Genomic DNA, 15,749 nt, shown 5'->3' on the forward strand with positions numbered 1-15,749 from the left:
CACTTCGATACCTAAAGTATGTGCCGCTGCAAGCGTTAAGACGTTAATCGTAATCGCCGCACCTGCCATATTGATAGTGGCACCCAGTGGAATGGTCACTGAATAAGTGTCTTCATGCAGACCCAGTTTTCGGGCAAGGTTCATGTTGACTGGAATATTGGCTGCCGAGCTACGGGTAAAGAACGCTGTAATCCCTGATTCACGTAGGCATCTGAATACGAGCGGATAAGGATTTTTTCCTGTTTTGACCAGTACAATAAGAGGATTGGCGACCAACGCGATAAATAGCATACAGCCGATGAGTACCATCAAGATACGTGCATAACCTGCCAAAGAAACAAAACCTGTTTCAGCGACAGTATTCGCTACCAAACCTAAAATACCGAAAGGTGCTAGAGCAATGATCCATTTGACCACTTGCGAGATAGCATCAGAAAAATCACTGACCACTGTGCGTGCAGTATCGCTGGCTTGACGTAGTGCAAAGCCGATGATGATGGCCCATGCCAGAATACCAATATAGTTGGCTTCAGCGATGGCGTTGATAGGGTTAGCCACCAAGTTCATCAGTAAGTTGGTCAATACGGCTTCTAAGTTGGCTGGTGGTACTTGCTCAATCGTCGCATTTATCAACACTAAGTTAGTCGGGAATAAAAAGCTCGCACCTACCGCAGTCAGCGCAGCCAAAAAAGTGCCGAACATATACATAATGAGTACTGGTTTGACATAAACTTTGTTGCCGCTACGATGTTGGCTGATAGCAGCCATGACCAAGACAAATACCAGTATTGGAGCAACAGCTTTTAACGCACCCACAAACAGCGTGCCCAATAATCCTAATGCAATGCCGATGTCTGGTGCTTGCCAACCAATCAACACCCCTAAAATCAAACCAATAATAATGAGCGGCACTAGCCCTATACGCTGGTACATCGCAATTAGTGAACGCATCTATACATCCTCGATTTAGTCAATATTCCAAGTTATTGATAAATGGCTACCGTGTTAACTTTGCTTAAAATACGCAGTGTTGCTCGGTTGCCATTTGGAAATAATTCGACTGTAAATAAGACTTTTGTAGTGAAAACAAAAAATTAATCGAAGGATGGTAGCATTTTTTGGGATAAGCGCCTACCTTTACCACGAACGAACATAGGTGAGCAAGGTGGAGGGCTATGCTTAGTATGAGAAAAATTGGCGCATATTCTCTGAGGAGAAACCGTGCTTGTCGTGAGAAATGAAGAGGAATTATGGCGCAGGCTGTACCTTAGACTTTGAAATGAGTCAGCTCATAGCCCAGTTGTTGGTAAGCTTTATACTTATTACGACCTTCTTGAACACTGGTTGCATCAGGTTTTATCAGCTCAAGTACTCGAGTTGGTTTGGCGTTATAAGTTACTGCCATAAAACTATTTATAGGATGTATCGTAGTATTCAATACGATACCTTTGAAATCAGCTGGCATGTAACTCCCCAGTAGGACGGGTGCTAGCGATTGTGACTGTTTATCAGTGTTGGCAGTATCTAAATCAGTATCTAAATCAGTATCTTTAGATGCATCCAAAAGACGTTGATGTGGTATAAAGCTTGTAGAATCTTGTGCCCATAGCGCCTCGTCAAGCGACGATAGTAACGCTTCATCTTCGATCAGAATCAGCAGCGACTGAGTGCTTTTGTTAAGCGCCGTTTGGGTCAGTTGACAAATAAAGCCCAAGATTTCTTGGGCCTTATTCTCACTTAGAACATAAAAGCTAATTTTCATAAAATAGTTTTCATAGAGTGACTTTTATAGAGTAACTTTCATAAATTGACGGTCGTTGATTGACTGTCATTGATTGACTAGGCCATATCTGCACTATTTTTTAGATATTGCATAAATAATGGTACTGGGCGACCAGTGGCTGCTTTGTCTTTGCCTGAGTTCCATGCTGTACCAGCGATGTCTAAATGCGCCCATGCCTGGCCTTCTTCGATGAAGCGAGATAAAAAACAAGCGGCAGTGACGGCACCAGCAGCTCTCCCACCGATGTTTTGTAGATCTGCGATAGGTGATTCGAGCTGTGCTTGATACTCATCATCCAACGGCATATGCCAAACAAGGTCGCCTGATAAGTTACTGGCGTTTTCTAGCTCAAACAATACGTCTTCGTTATTACTAAAGACTGCTGAGCGTACATGACCAAGTGCAACCACACAAGCGCCAGTCAAGGTAGCAACATCAATGATGGCTTTTGGCTGATAGCGCTGTACATAGCATAAAGTATCAGCCAGTACTAAGCGACCTTCAGCATCCGTATTCAAGATTTCAACCGATAGACCATTCATGGCTTTAACGATATCGCCTGGGCGGGTCGCATCACCTGATGGCATATTTTCAGCACAGGCTAACGCACCGACTACGTTGATTGGTAAACGCGATTCACACAATGCTTTGATTGTACCGATCACTGATGCTGAGCCGCCCATATCAAACTTCATCTCATCCATCGCTGCACCAGGCTTGATAGAGATGCCGCCTGAATCAAACGTTACGCCTTTACCGACCAATACGATAGGTGCATCATCATTTGCAGCTGATAAGTCAGTGCTGGTTGTATCAGTATTTTTAGCAGACTTTTTAGTTGGTAGTTTATCAGCCAATGCTTTTAGACCACCGCTGACTTTGGCACTGCTAGTCGCCGCTTTATTAGAGCCAGCATCGCTACTGAAGTCAGACTTACCGCGGTATTCCATAAGTACAAGCTTACCTTCTTTGGTAGAGCCTTGTGCAACAGACAAAAAGCAGCCCATACCCAATGCTGACATCTCATCTTCACCTAGCACCTTCACTGTTAATAGGTCAGGATAGGCTACTGCAAGCTCTTGGGCTTTTTCTGCCATATAAGCTGGGAAGCAGATGTTACCTGGTTCATTGGCTACATCGCGAGTCAGACTCTGCCCTGCAAACACTGATTTTGCAAATGCTAGCGCAGGCTGTAATGCTTCATCAGCAAGCAAATAAACGTCGGTCAGAACTGGAGTGGCTTGCTCAGATTTGTACTTGTCAAAGCGGTAGCTTGCTGCCAATAGGTTGAGAGCAAATTGACCAAAATGATTTTCTTCTAGTGCATCACCCAATGCGACAGTAATAGAGGCAACCCGTTTTTGTGTGCTGCTATAGATAGTGTTGGTGATTTTTTGTATTACGGTATTGTTCAGCTTATCTGTATTGCCCACACCGACTAATAGTAGTTGTACAGGGTTTTGTTTGGTGGTTTTTTTATCACCTGCTAGCGCATAGTCAACGACCGTTTCACCAGCCTTACCGTTGAAGTGTGATACTTCCATCAATTGTTCAATACGTACGGTGTAGTCGGTTAAAGTAGATTCAGCAAGAATGCTTTTCTTGTCATCGATTAAGACAACCAAACAGGCTTCATCTTTGTTCTTTGCTTCTTTTTTTAGGATTTTTTGAGTATGAGTTTTTGGTAGGTGCTGAGATAATTTAATATTCATATAGTTATCCTTATTAGAGTTATAAAACGAGAGTCGTAAAAATGGATGTATAGTCAAGTCTATATAAATCCGCTACATCGTCATCCTCGCTAAGCATACTAATGTATAACTTGAACTCGGTTTCCTTGTATCGAAATTATACTGAACTGACTATAGTTCAATATTGACGACTCTATTCATCGGTGATGGCATTAAAAGTTAAAGCTGTTTTTCATATTAAGAGTTTGAAATATAAAAACAATACACATGATCAATGATCATTTATCTTGGCTACTTCTTCGCTGAGAGTGATAAATAATTATGTTGAATAAGTTAAGCCCCAATGCTTAATGTATAAAAGTAGCGCATAACGTATCAAAACTTAGCATATAAAAAATTAAAATGGTTAGCATCTGTTTGCTATGGTTGTAGTGTAGCATATCAGGTAATCAATGGGCTGTCGGCAAGGCTTAGGTAACGTTTTCGTATATATTTGCTGCATGATCTTACCGCATATACGGATTATTCATCCAATATTTCAGATAAGGTTAAATTACTTGTTTCTAATAGCCATTCATCAAAAGTTTTAAGTCGTTAATGTACCCTTCAGTAAGGCGTACGTAATGTTTTCAAACACATTTCACCGCCATTTTTAGGCAAAACATGCTAGCATTAGCGGTCATCTTTATCGCTAGTATTTATAGGGTGTTGCTAATAAGTGACTCTGTTGTCTTTATACCTGCTTAAGTCTTTCACTGAGCAGTAATGTGCCTATAATATTTAATGACGCGTTTTCAGTTGTTAGTACACTGACAATAGTCATGTGATGAATCAGTATGAATACCAACCCTTTTAAGAGTGCTTATTGTGATATTACGCCGCTATATGACCCAACAAGTTGCCTCAACCACTGCGCTGGTACTGGGGTTTTTAGTGGTGATGATGCTTGGTGGTCGTTTGATCCGTTATTTCGGCATCGCTGCAGAAGGCAATCTTGATATTAGTTTGTTATTTACCATCATTGGTTATAACTTGCCATACTTTTTAGAGTTGATTTTGCCTTTAGCGTTTTTTATCGCACTAATGCTGGTATTTGGTCGCTTATATGTCGATCAAGAAATGGCAGTCATCAATGCCAGTGGTGTCTCGCGTGGTCGGCTTGCCCGCTTGATAACGCCTTTGATATTGGCATTGTTTGTTGGTGAAGCCGCACTGTCAATCGTTGGAAAACCGTGGGGTGTACGTTCTTCTGAGGCTGTTTGGCAGCAGCAAGCTGTGACCAGTGCTTTTGATTTGATACGTCCAAATGAATTTATCAGTAGTGGTAATTATCATCTATACGTGGGTAGCTTGAGTGATGATAAAAAACAATTACAGAATGTGATTCTCATTCAGTCTGAACCTGAAGAAAAGGGCAGTGCTGCTAAACAGGCAGCGGTCGATATTAGTAACGGTATCGACCCAGAAACGGCAGAGTCCTTAGAGATATCAGCTGCTGTGAAAAATGCCAACATCAGTAAAGATACCATTACTTTGGCTAAGCGTGCCGAACAAGTAGACACGGGAGATACTGGCGTGACCCAGTTGGATTTGTTCCAAGGTCGTCGCTATGAAGTTGGAGCAGGTAGTCTGAAATACAATCAGGTAGGCTTTGATCGCTACCGTATCACTTTGACTGAGTCATCAAAAGAAGTCGTCACCGAAAACAACATCGAAACGCAAGCAATAGGGCCATTATGGCAAGCGGCGACTGGTAGTGCACAAGTAAGCAATACTAATACGCTACGTGCGGCACAAGGTGAACTTGGATATCGTTTTGCTTTACCGTGGCTGATGATTATCGCGCCTATGTTGGCTGTGCCACTTGCACAAGTACGTCCGCGTCAAGGTCGTTGGTTACGCCTATTTCCCTCTATTCTATTATTTGTCAGCTGTGCGTTGGGTATTATTTCACTTAAAAATGCTGTGAGTAAAGGTAGTGTTAGCGTGTGGTCATATGCATGGTTGGTTCTTGGGTTTATGGTATTGGCGCTTTATATGAACTGGGGTAGTCGCGTGCAGCATCGGTTACGCTTTCGTAAACAAAAAAATGCGCCATTAACGGTTATTGACAGTCAGAGTAATGGCTCACAAGGAGGGCAACCTTAATGAGCGATTTATTCTCAAAATCTCAGGATGCTAAGTCTCAAAGCCTTAAGTCTCAAAGCCCTAAGTCTCAAAGCCCTAATTCCTCAAACACTAGCTCTCAACACCCTAAAGCTAAGTTTGCAAAAACACCTGCCAATCTAAAAGTCCTTAGCCGCTATGTGAAACGTAATGCGTTGCTCGCGATTATCGGTGCAGTTTTAGGTCTGTGGGCTTTGCAGCTGGTTTTCTCTTATTTATCAGAGCTTGATTCGCTAGATGACAGCTATACGATGGGTCAGGCAATAAAATATATTTTTTATCGCTCACCTTATTTTTTAGAGCAGTTTATTCCAACGGGTGCGTTACTTGGTGCCGTGGTAGGCTTGGGCTTACTCGCCAACAAAAGCGAGCTGGTAGTAATGCGAGCTGCTGGCGTGAGTGTGTATCGCATCGTTGGTTGGGTGCTACAGCCTGCAATGATTTTTGTATTGATTGCATTGGCGATCAATCAGTTTGTCTTACCTTCTTCTAATCAGTTGGCAAAAGAGATCAATGATGCAGATAGTCGTGCATTGGTCACATCGGTACGTGGCTATTGGACGGTACAGCCACGTTTTGATAGTTCAGAGGACGGTAGTACCACGCCTGATGGTAGTGATGTTCTGTATATTGATTATGCGGATGTGCAAGGCAATATTGGTGAGGTAAAGCGTTGGCATTTGGATAATGAAGGTAATTTGCAGACAGCTATCCATGCGGATAATGGGCAATATATCGGCCGCGAACCAATCGATACTAGCGTTAGTGAGATAAGCGAGCAGTATCGTTATGAGTGGCAGCTGAATAATATGACCAAATTAAATATCAATCAGGGTTTTGATAGCAGTCAAGCTGTCTCACCATCAGATACTTTAAGCCTGCCATTTGCTCCTGAATCTGTTTATTTACTTACTCGTAAAGCAGAAGATTTGTCATTGACCCAGCTGTATGAACATCGCCAGTTTATGCGTCAACAAGGTCAGCGCTCTTTAAGTCATGAGCTGGCATTTTGGCAAAAGCTGCTATCGCCATTGTCTATTTTGTCATTGGTGATTGTCGCCTGCTCATTTGTCTTTGGTTCGCTGCGTACGCATAGCTTAGGCTTGCGTATTGTAGTGGCATTGATGTTTGGTTTGCTATTTAGTTATGTACAAGATTTGGTTGGCTTTATCTCGCTTGCGACTGGCGTGTCGCCGCTACTCATGGTGCTATTACCCATCATCGGTAGTGCGGCATTGGGTGGCTATCTACTCAAACGGCAGATGTAGTTAGAGGCAGTCTGCTACAAAGAAGCCCGCTAAAACATATCGTTTTAGCGGGCTTCATACTTATGCCGCTTTCAAAAATCTATACCATTCACAAAAATTAGAGTAGCAAGGAAAAAGAGTGCAAGCACTACACGTTGTAGGCTAAGCGATTTTGACACAGCTAATCGTATTCTTGTGAATGGTATTAGTCTTTGGTTGCCATGGTAATGGTATAGGTTTTGCCTTGTTTGATCTTATCGCTGTTGCCAAATACTTCGGTAAACGAGCGCTTCACAAATTGACGCAGACCATTGATGGTCACTACATAAAAGCGGCCACCCGTACGCATACGCTCATAAGCATCAAGGAAGTATAAATAATGCTGCTCTTTGCCCACTTTGGCTGGCAAGTTCGACATCACGAGGCTAAAATCTTTGTCTTTTGCCACATGGTTAAAGCCGTTTGATAAATGCACGTCGACATTGTTCAGACCGTTCTTTTCACAGTTACGGCGTGCGTATTCTACCGCCATAAAGTCTTTATCGATTAACGTATGCTGACCGTTTGGGCATTCACGCGCTGCTGTCATACCGAGTACGCCATAACCACAGCCCAAATCGATTGAATCATCATCTTGCTCAAAATCCACATAATCAAGCAGCATCAAGCTACCGTCATCGAGCTTTTGCGGTGAAAAAATACCCCACGTGGTTGCAAAATCAAACGGTTTACCCAGTACGTCTTGGCGAAAGTTAATGTCTTCGCGCCAGTGTTCGGCGTTTTTTAATAGGTCAGCAGGTGGCTTATGATTTAGTGGGTGGCTCATAGGATTCTCGGATAATGAATAGGTAAAAGGTGGTGCGTTGCTCAGTTATGCAGCGTGCACATCATACGCGTATTGTAGCGAGAAAAAGGTAGGTTTGCAGCTATGGTTTATTAGATTTTATGCATCTACAGTTTATGTATTACTTTAGCGCTGCATAGGCCCTATTTATCCGTAGATATAGATATTAAGCAAGATGTAGTATTTAGTAAGGTTATATCAGAGACTTGGATGTTCTAAACCTAATATAGCTCGAGAAACATGATAGGTTAGGATATATTCAGAATATTATACTTTAATGGAAGTTAGTATGAAAAAGATTTTACTTAGTTTAGCGATTAGCTGGATAACCCTATCTGCGCTCCCTGTGATGGCTGCCGTACCAGCTTTCTCTGCCGGTAAAATAGCTCAGGTTAAAATCAAAGACTTAAGCTTCAAAGAAGTTATGCGTAAGTTTTATAATGGTCAGATGTTCGATATTCATGTGGATTATATGGAAAATACACCGTATATCGGCTTAGGGAAATATGATGATTCTGGTAGAGCGACTATAGCTTTAATGCTCCCTGTTATTCAGTACAAAAATACAGCAGGTGAAGATCGCTATCTAATTATCGTTGAAAAGGTTCAGGTTTCTGATGGCGAAGTTGACTCTTGTCATATTTGTGGTGCAACAGCAGATTTATACAGTTTTAAAAAACTAAATAACGGATTGTTTCAGTTAGTGAGTCAAACACCAAAGGACGTAAAGTATTCGGGTAGCAATGGAAGTTCGGGACTTTATGCTGAAGATATTCAGGAAGGTATGCAGCCGTTAGGTAAGAACCTAGTAGGCAGTTTGTTTACGAATTTCTATATGGGGCAAGGTGCAAGGGATGACTGGTGGAAAGCCTTACACTTACCTGAGAATGATTTTATCAATGTTTACTATGTTGGTGATGCTGGCTCAAGCAATGAGCGTTACGATGAAGACTCACCTTTGTATTATGGTTATGAAGGGACTTTAAAAGTATTGCCTAACAATACCACTTACTATCCCATTATGTTGACTTACAAAGGTGAAATGCCTACCGATGATGAGCGTATTGAGCATGTTAATTACAGTAAGATTGTAAAGTTCAATCCGACAAAAAAAGCTTATGAATAGATTTAGTAAATGAGCTGAATATTTCCTTAAGAAAAAATAGTACACAGCCTATATCAGATTTAATTTTACTTAACCTCTCGGATGATGCTCCGCATGCAATTTCTGCAATCTTGCCGTTGCCACGTGGGTATAGATTTGCGTGGTTGATAAATCACTGTGCCCAAGTAATAACTGCACGCTACGTAAGTCCGCGCCATGGTTCAGTAGATGGGTGGCAAATGCATGACGTAGGGTATGCGGTGATAGTTCTTTATCGATACTGGCAACTTTGGCGTATTTCTTAAGTAGATACCAAAAGTTCTGCCGTGTCATATAACCACCTTGCGCGGTCAAAAACACTGCTTGGCAATTCCCCGATTTCAAATGCGCAATCAAATCACCACGTCCATGAGACAGATAATCTTCTAGCGCGTCGCTTGCATATTCGCCGAGTGGTACCAGCCGCGTTTTATTGCCTTTCCCCGTTATTTGTAGCCAGCCAGCGTTTAGATTTACTTGCTCTAATGAGAGATTAATCAACTCGCTCACCCTTAGACCGCAGGCGTATAGCACCTCTAGCATGGCTTTATCGCGTAGCCCAAGCGCAGTGCTGGTATCGGGCGCGGCAAGCAAATTATCGACATCTGTTTCTGCTAAGTCTTTGGGGAGTGGACGTCCGAGCTTGGGGCTTTTAATACGTTCACAAGGATTATCTTCACGCAGGTTACTGGCAATCATCCATAGATAAAATTGACGCAGACTTGAAAGCATACGTGCTTGGGTGCGTGGCGTTTTGCCTTCTTGAGTAAGGCTTGATAAGCAGTGCAGCACGTCATCAGGCTGCCAGCGTGTCAAGGCAATAGGGTTGGTCAGCTCGCAGGCACGCAGATCGCGGACATAAGCATTACGAGTACGCGTCGCTAGACCACGTGCCAGCATGGCTTGACGAAACTCAGTCATATAACTGGGTTCATCATCTACTGCCAGCGCCTTAGGTTGGCGCTGTTGCACGGCACGATCACGGCTCATAACTCAGTACTCGATGGGTGAATGTTAGATAAGCGTTAGACACCATAATGAAGTGACTTCAGCACTGCGCGCGACATGCAGAGGGTCGCTATCATCTTGGCTGCGACCATGCTTAGGTTGGGTATCCAGACGATATTTTACCGCCAATCCAGCATCGACAAACAATTTTAATAACTCATCACGGGTGCGTAGTTGTAGGTGCTCAGCTAAGTCTGACATTATCAACCAGAGCTCCCCATGCTCAGCTAAGTGCTGTTTAGCACCTTGCAAAACGCCACGTAGCATCGCGCTCTTGGCATCATAGACAGCATACTCAAGAGACGAGCTTGGCTTAGCAGGTAGCCAAGGCGGATTACAAACAATCAGATTGGCGAGTGGTGCATCAGTTGGATACAAATCGGCTTGCTGCAATTGTACGGTAGGTAACTCTAACCGTGTAAAGTTCTCGTTGGCACAGGCCAAAGCACGTGGATTCAAATCCGTTGCTATCACTTGTGGCACACCGCGCTGCGCTAAGATAATAGCCAGTAGTCCCGTGCCAGTACCAATGTCATAAGCGACATCATGGCTCGCTGGTAGCGGTGCATCGAGTAAGAGCTGCACATACTCATGACGAGTTGGTGCAAAGACGCCATAATGCGGAAAAATGGATAACCCTAAGCTGTCTATCGGGACGCCTTTTTCGCGCCATCCTGCTGCACCAAGTGCGCCTTGCAAATCACGAAATGACAGCACGCAAGACGTATCCATTGCTTTATCTAATGGGCCAAAAGCGGCTGTACAGGCCGCACTCACATCGGGCGCGCGGCGTAGTTGGCTGACATAATTGACATCAAGCTCTAGTAGCAGGCGGCTCAATATACGTGAGCGCTGGGCTTGCAGTTGACGCTGCTGATGAAATAAGTTGGGAATGCCTTTAACACTTGCCGCATTAGGTTTATTTGCAGCTTTTTTAATTTTACGCAGCTCAGAGCGCTCATTGGTACGATCTATGCGACGACCAAGCGCTTGTAACAACTGGCGTGCATTATGAAAGTCACCGCGCCACAGCAGTGATGTACCTTCACAAGCCAAGCGATAAGCGTCATCTGCGGTCGTTGTATCATCGACTAATACGATGCGCGTAGGTGGCATATGATTGCTTTCAGACAACCAAACAGCATTACGTAGAGTTTCGTTTTCTTGCCACTGTATATACTGCTTTTCTGTTTGTAACACGTGATAGCCTACCTTCTGTGAATAATATATCTCGTATAAAGCAAAGATATCTTTATGTTATGTATGTCGCTGCCGTTGATTGTCCGCAGTAATTTGGGTGCGTTTAAGCGCTTTTTTTCTTAACCAAATAGCGATAAAGCGTCACACTCATAGGCGCGGTATCATCGCTATCAATGGTTATTTCATCAGGATCGACATTTAAATTCACATTTTCCGCGAGCGTTTCTTGCGTCAACAGCTCATGACCTAGGTGACGACAGAAATTAGGAATATCACGCGTCGTAGCAGGGTCGGTGGCTAGTATTTCAATCACCTCGCCACTGTCTGCTTTGCGTATGACTCGATGTAGCATCATCACAGGCTCAGGGCAAATAAGCCCTTGCGTGTCTAGATGATGGTTAATAGAGGTATCTGTTGTTGAAGTTGTCATAATTATACTTAATTAATCTAAAAATTTAATAATGGATGGTTTGTTTACGCGCCTGTCAGGAGTCAGGAAGTGCTTTCTGAGTTTTCGACAGTATCTGTTTCTAGTGCTAGTGCTTCGTCTGTCTCTAGCACCTTGTCAGTGTCAGGCAAGTCAGCCACTTCTAAAAAGTTAAAAAACCGCTTGAAACTCACTTTGAATAAAAAGGCCACACCCAACCAGCAAGACAGCCCTAACCATGCAGTATCGGCAAATATCAGTCCACCAACCAATATGATGGTTGATACACCGATACTCATGGCAATCATCGACGGCTGGTTTAAGCGATAGCGATAAACGACTAGGGCATCATACAGAGTAATCGGAATCGTAAGCGCAACCAAAGCATAGGGCAGGTTATAAAATAATTGATAAAGCAGTTGATTGTCATGAAAGGCTTTAATACTAGCAATGGTGCCAAAGACCACAAACGCAAATATAGCAGCATAAATGAGATAAATAGCTATTTGGTTTGCCCGCTGTGCGCCTTTAATACGAGCGATAGCGAGTGGAGCAAAACCATGTTGCGATTTATTTTGCGTGGATTGGTTTGAGACAGTAGTCATAATAATCAGTCATTTATCCGTTTAGATGATATGGTCAATCCACTATAAAAGAGCGACAGCGTTAACCTCACGTGAGGTATTATATATACATCTACGCTCGGTTTCCTTGTACTACTTTCAAATTGGATCAACTATATAGCAGAAATGGGCAGTATTTGAGTAGTAAGCTAATTGCTCAGCCAAACTGATAATTGCTCAGCCAAACTGATAATTGCTCAGCCAAACTGATAATTGCTAAGCTAATCAGTTTTGATTGCATCGATAGCGATACTGCTATTTGGGTCAGCGAAATACGTCGACATTAGGATACAGGCAGAGATATCATCAATCGGGTCGCGTTCATGTTGAATCCAACCATTTTCCCACGCTATTTCACGCGCGGCAACTGAGGTCAAGCGCTCATCACAAAGTGACACTACCACTGGTAGATGCTGCTCCATGATTCTATGTGCTAGACGACGGGCGAATTTGTGCGCACGCTTAGAGAGCATCGAGCTGCTACCATCCATATTAAGCGGTAGACCGACGACCACTTTTGATACTCCCCATACCTTGATAATACCCAGCAGATTATCCCAATCTGGTTGACCATTATTCATCGCCAAGATATCAAAGGCACGCGCTGTCTCGGTAATGGTATTGCCAAGTGCCATGCCCATTTTTTTGACGCCATAGTCTAAGGCTAAAACAAGGTGTGGCTTTACGGTCGCTTCAGCAATGCCCGCCTCAGTCTCTATTGAATTGATGCTATCTGTTATAAGGGTGCTATCTGCCATAGTAACGGATGTATCCTGTTTTGAATTTTTATTTCTACATTCATAGAATATATAAGGTTAAGCGTGACCGATATCACTGCTTAGGTAGTCAAAATTGATCCCGATTTTATCAGCGGCTATTTGCCAGCGCTCTTCAAATGGCGTATCAAATAATAAATTTAAATCAGCAGGGCACACCAACCAATCACCGTTATCAAGCTCTTGTTCGAGTTGTTTTTTAGCCCAACTGGCATGGCCCAAGCATAGCTGATAGTGACCAACGCCTTGACCTGCGGCGATACGCTTGAGGATATCTTGACTGGTCGTGATGCAGACGTTTTCTGATATCGCAAATGATGATGCCCACTCTGGTTGACCTGTATGCAAAACAAAGCCAACTTCTGGGTACATAGGGCCACCTTCTAACGCCAAATCTTCCATCACTTGAGGGTTAGTGACCTCAATATCTAAGTCCTCTAGCAGCTTACCCACTCGCGATTGTTCCAACGGACGATTGACCATCAGACCGAGTGCACCATGCTTATCATGACGACAAATATAGATGAGCGCCTGCTCAAACCTTGGGTCTGATAACTCTGGCGCTGCGATTAAGAAATGGTGAGTCAAATTGGCTTTAGACATAGAAACAAATGAAACCTAACGATAAAGGTGAAAGACCACTATATGGCGATAGCGAGCAAAAAATCAACTAAAGCAAATATTTAGCCATGATGCTGTGCTAATGAGGAACCCTTATTTAACATCCGTTAATAAACTGCGGGCATGGTCACGGGTAACGTCAGTGATGGTCACACCGCCTGACATACGTGCCAGCTCATCAACTTGAGCGTTGTCTGTCAAAATCAGCAGCTCACTTTGGGTTTGTTCATCATGATGCTTTTGTACCAAGATATGTTGATGTGCTTGCGCGGCTACTTGTGCTTGATGGGTAATAGCCAATAACTGTTGCGTACGACCAAGCTCGCGTAACAGCTCACCGACCACTTGCGCGGTGCCACCACTGATACCGACATCGACCTCATCAAATACCAGCATTGGCTTGGCCGCGTTATTGTCCACATTGGTGGCTTGTAGTACTTGCATGACCAGTGCCATCCGCGACAGCTCACCACCTGATGCAATTTTGTGTAGCGGCTGCATCGGCATACCGACATTGGCGCTAAATAACAAGTCAACATCAAAGCAGCCTTGCGCATTATATTGGCTAGGATCTGACTTTTCGGTAAAGATAAACTCACAGCGAGCATTGGGTAGCGCAAGTGGTTGTAGTTGTTTTATTAGCTGTTTAGTAACGATGGGCGCTGCTTTTGAGCGTTCTTTGTTTAGCTTAGTGGCTAGCGTTAAATATTCTTGCCAGGCTTGCTCAATTTGGATAGCCATGACATCGCTGCTGGGTTCATTTTCTAACTTCTCCAATTGTGCTTGCCAGTCTTTTGCTTCATCGATTAAGTCGCTAGCTGGGAGGCTATGCTTACGGGATAGGCGATGACCCAAGCTGATAAGACTGTCTAATGTCTGCAAGCGTTCAGGATCAGGTAGCTGCTGCTCAGCATAGTCTGATAGTAATCCTGTCACTTCAGTGATTTGCTGTTGTGCTAAATGCAGCTGTTCAGATGCTTGTTCAAAGGTCTGGCTAACGCCCACTTGATTGTCGCAGAGTTTGATTGCTTGTCCTAGCAAGGTCATGACATCGGGCTCATCGGTATCATTATCGAGCAGATACAAGCCATGGCTAGCCTCTTGCATCAACGATTCTATATTTGACAGCTCTTCGTGCTCTGCTTCAACTTCCGCATAATCAACTTCTAATAACGGCGCGATATCGGCGATTTGGCTTTGCAAAAGCTCAATGCGATCTTGGCGCTGGGCTTCACGACTGGCGATGTCATCAGCACGGCGCTTGAGCTTTTGATAAGTTTGATAGCTACTAGCAGTCTGTATTGCTAATAAAGTGATTTGTGCCATCTCATCGAGCCACTGCACCACAAATTGTGGTTTAAGCAACGCTTGCTGAGCATGTTGACTGTGAATGTTGACCAGTAATGAGCCTAAGCTTTTTAACTCAGCCAAACTGACTGGCGCACCATTTAACCATGCCTTTGAACGGCCATTATTACTAAGCTGACGGCGAATTAATACTTCTGGTTCTTCTAGCGCTCTATCATTTTTAGCGAACCAATCCGCAATGACAGTATTGTTTACTACATCAAATTGCGCATAAATATCTGCATGTGCAGCACCATGTCTGACCATTGCACTGTCGGCTCGCTCGCCGACGCATAACGATAATGCATCAAGTAATAGCGACTTGCCCGCGCCTGTCTCACCAGTGATGACATTGAAGCCCTCAGCCATACTTAGCTCGTGCTGAGCAATCAACGCAAACTGATGTAAAGTTAATGATACTAGCATCAACGCCTCTCATGAAAGGAAGTAAAATCGTTTAGTTAATAATACTAGCTAGATAACGACCGGTGGCAAATATTATGGTGTTAAATGCAGTTAAATACAAATCTTAATAGTAGTGAATACAATAAATTTAGAAAGAAATATCATCACAAAATTTGTAAAAACTAACGGTTTATATTTGTCATAGTATGGTTAATATTAACCATAAATTTAATAGGTTAGCCAAACAGTAGTAAGAAGTTTTCATCGAAACACTAGTAGAGAAAACGTTTTGTATTTGCTACGAGACAAAACTTTCCTAATCGCTTTAACAAACTTTATAGATATAATGTGGTAGCATAATCTCACATAATGATAAACTCTTACTATCAGATTTTACGACTCATGTTACATAACAGGGCGTTGTAATATCTTTAAATTAAGCAGGTATCGTACGAAAAGCCAGGAGC

The 15,749-nt window shown here is 43.2% G+C and carries 14 protein-coding genes; 3 read left to right on the forward strand and 11 right to left on the reverse strand.

Features of this window, described 5'->3' with window-relative positions:
• The 3 genes from sstT to ACT3QP_RS12070 form a co-directional block, all read right to left on the reverse strand.
• Positions 1-951 (reverse strand): serine/threonine transporter SstT (gene sstT / locus ACT3QP_RS12060; protein WP_444525663.1); only part of this gene is annotated, 951 nt, incomplete at its 3' end.
• A gap of 316 nt (positions 952-1,267) precedes the next feature.
• On the reverse strand, positions 1,268-1,762 hold the full coding sequence (locus ACT3QP_RS12065) for a DNA polymerase III subunit chi (protein WP_444525664.1): 495 nt from the start codon (positions 1,760-1,762) through the stop codon (positions 1,268-1,270).
• A 77-nt stretch (positions 1,763-1,839) separates the two neighbouring features.
• A complete protein-coding gene (locus ACT3QP_RS12070) occupies positions 1,840-3,495 on the reverse strand; it encodes a leucyl aminopeptidase (protein WP_444525665.1) in 1,656 nt (551 codons plus the stop codon).
• Between the two features lie 864 nt (positions 3,496-4,359).
• Between ACT3QP_RS12070 and ACT3QP_RS12075 the strand changes: the two genes are divergently transcribed.
• Positions 4,360-5,622: an LPS export ABC transporter permease LptF gene (locus ACT3QP_RS12075; protein WP_444525666.1), complete on the forward strand. Its 1,263-nt coding sequence runs from the start codon at positions 4,360-4,362 to the stop codon at positions 5,620-5,622.
• Entirely contained in the window at positions 5,622-6,908 is a 1,287-nt protein-coding gene (gene lptG, locus ACT3QP_RS12080) for an LPS export ABC transporter permease LptG (protein WP_444525667.1), read from the forward strand. The genes ACT3QP_RS12075 and lptG overlap by 1 nt, the downstream gene beginning before the upstream one ends.
• A 184-nt stretch (positions 6,909-7,092) precedes the next feature.
• Here lptG and ACT3QP_RS12085 read toward each other — a convergent pair whose 3' ends face one another.
• Positions 7,093-7,713 (reverse strand): class I SAM-dependent methyltransferase, encoded by a 621-nt coding sequence (locus ACT3QP_RS12085; RefSeq protein ID WP_444525668.1) that lies wholly within the window; start codon positions 7,711-7,713, stop codon positions 7,093-7,095.
• A gap of 307 nt (positions 7,714-8,020) precedes the next feature.
• On the opposite strand from ACT3QP_RS12085, the gene ACT3QP_RS12090 reads away from it, so the two are divergent.
• Positions 8,021-8,857 (forward strand): hypothetical protein, encoded by an 837-nt coding sequence (locus tag ACT3QP_RS12090; protein WP_444525669.1) that lies wholly within the window; start codon positions 8,021-8,023, stop codon positions 8,855-8,857.
• A 69-nt stretch (positions 8,858-8,926) separates the two neighbouring features.
• Here the strand turns inward: ACT3QP_RS12090 and xerD are convergent, their stop codons facing one another.
• The 7 genes from xerD to recN form a co-directional block, all read right to left on the reverse strand.
• Positions 8,927-9,865, reverse strand: coding sequence for a site-specific tyrosine recombinase XerD (gene xerD / locus ACT3QP_RS12095; RefSeq protein WP_444525670.1), 939 nt, complete (start codon positions 9,863-9,865; stop codon positions 8,927-8,929).
• A gap of 24 nt (positions 9,866-9,889) precedes the next feature.
• Positions 9,890-11,083 carry a methyltransferase gene (locus ACT3QP_RS12100; protein ID WP_444525671.1) on the reverse strand — a complete coding sequence of 398 codons (1,194 nt, stop codon included), beginning with the start codon at positions 11,081-11,083 and terminating at the stop codon, positions 9,890-9,892.
• A gap of 103 nt (positions 11,084-11,186) precedes the next feature.
• Entirely contained in the window at positions 11,187-11,513 is a 327-nt protein-coding gene (gene tusA, locus ACT3QP_RS12105) for a sulfurtransferase TusA (protein WP_444525672.1), read from the reverse strand.
• A 62-nt stretch (positions 11,514-11,575) separates the two neighbouring features.
• Positions 11,576-12,115, reverse strand: coding sequence for a hypothetical protein (locus tag ACT3QP_RS12110; RefSeq protein WP_444525673.1), 540 nt, complete (start codon positions 12,113-12,115; stop codon positions 11,576-11,578).
• A gap of 239 nt (positions 12,116-12,354) precedes the next feature.
• A complete protein-coding gene (gene ruvX, locus ACT3QP_RS12115; protein WP_444525674.1) occupies positions 12,355-12,891 on the reverse strand; it encodes a Holliday junction resolvase RuvX in 537 nt (178 codons plus the stop codon).
• Between the two features lie 57 nt (positions 12,892-12,948).
• Positions 12,949-13,512: a YqgE/AlgH family protein gene (locus ACT3QP_RS12120; protein ID WP_444525675.1), complete on the reverse strand. Its 564-nt coding sequence runs from the start codon at positions 13,510-13,512 to the stop codon at positions 12,949-12,951.
• A 111-nt stretch (positions 13,513-13,623) separates the two neighbouring features.
• Positions 13,624-15,303, reverse strand: coding sequence for a DNA repair protein RecN (recN, locus tag ACT3QP_RS12125; RefSeq protein WP_444525676.1), 1,680 nt, complete (start codon positions 15,301-15,303; stop codon positions 13,624-13,626).
• Positions 15,304-15,749 lie beyond the last annotated feature (446 nt).

It is taken from the genome of Psychrobacter sp. AOP7-B1-24, assembly GCF_052376215.1.
Lineage (GTDB): Bacteria > Pseudomonadota > Gammaproteobacteria > Pseudomonadales > Moraxellaceae > Psychrobacter.

What these genes read in the sequence shown, in the direction of transcription:
- ACT3QP_RS12075 (WP_444525666.1), top strand. Translation starts at nt 4,360, where the DNA reads ATGACCCAACAAGTTGCCTCAACCACTGCGCTGGTACTGGGGTTTTTA.
- xerD (WP_444525670.1), bottom strand. Translation starts at nt 9,865, where the DNA reads ATGAGCCGTGATCGTGCCGTGCAACAGCGCCAACCTAAGGCGCTGGCA.
- ACT3QP_RS12065 (WP_444525664.1), bottom strand. Translation starts at nt 1,762, where the DNA reads ATGAAAATTAGCTTTTATGTTCTAAGTGAGAATAAGGCCCAAGAAATC.
- recN (WP_444525676.1), bottom strand. Translation starts at nt 15,303, where the DNA reads ATGCTAGTATCATTAACTTTACATCAGTTTGCGTTGATTGCTCAGCAC.
- lptG (WP_444525667.1), top strand. Translation starts at nt 5,622, where the DNA reads ATGAGCGATTTATTCTCAAAATCTCAGGATGCTAAGTCTCAAAGCCTT.
- ACT3QP_RS12120 (WP_444525675.1), bottom strand. Translation starts at nt 13,512, where the DNA reads ATGTCTAAAGCCAATTTGACTCACCATTTCTTAATCGCAGCGCCAGAG.
- tusA (WP_444525672.1), bottom strand. Translation starts at nt 11,513, where the DNA reads ATGACAACTTCAACAACAGATACCTCTATTAACCATCATCTAGACACG.
- ACT3QP_RS12070 (WP_444525665.1), bottom strand. Translation starts at nt 3,495, where the DNA reads ATGAATATTAAATTATCTCAGCACCTACCAAAAACTCATACTCAAAAA.
- ACT3QP_RS12085 (WP_444525668.1), bottom strand. Translation starts at nt 7,713, where the DNA reads ATGAGCCACCCACTAAATCATAAGCCACCTGCTGACCTATTAAAAAAC.
- ACT3QP_RS12110 (WP_444525673.1), bottom strand. Translation starts at nt 12,115, where the DNA reads ATGACTACTGTCTCAAACCAATCCACGCAAAATAAATCGCAACATGGT.
- ACT3QP_RS12090 (WP_444525669.1), top strand. Translation starts at nt 8,021, where the DNA reads ATGAAAAAGATTTTACTTAGTTTAGCGATTAGCTGGATAACCCTATCT.
- ruvX (WP_444525674.1), bottom strand. Translation starts at nt 12,891, where the DNA reads ATGGCAGATAGCACCCTTATAACAGATAGCATCAATTCAATAGAGACT.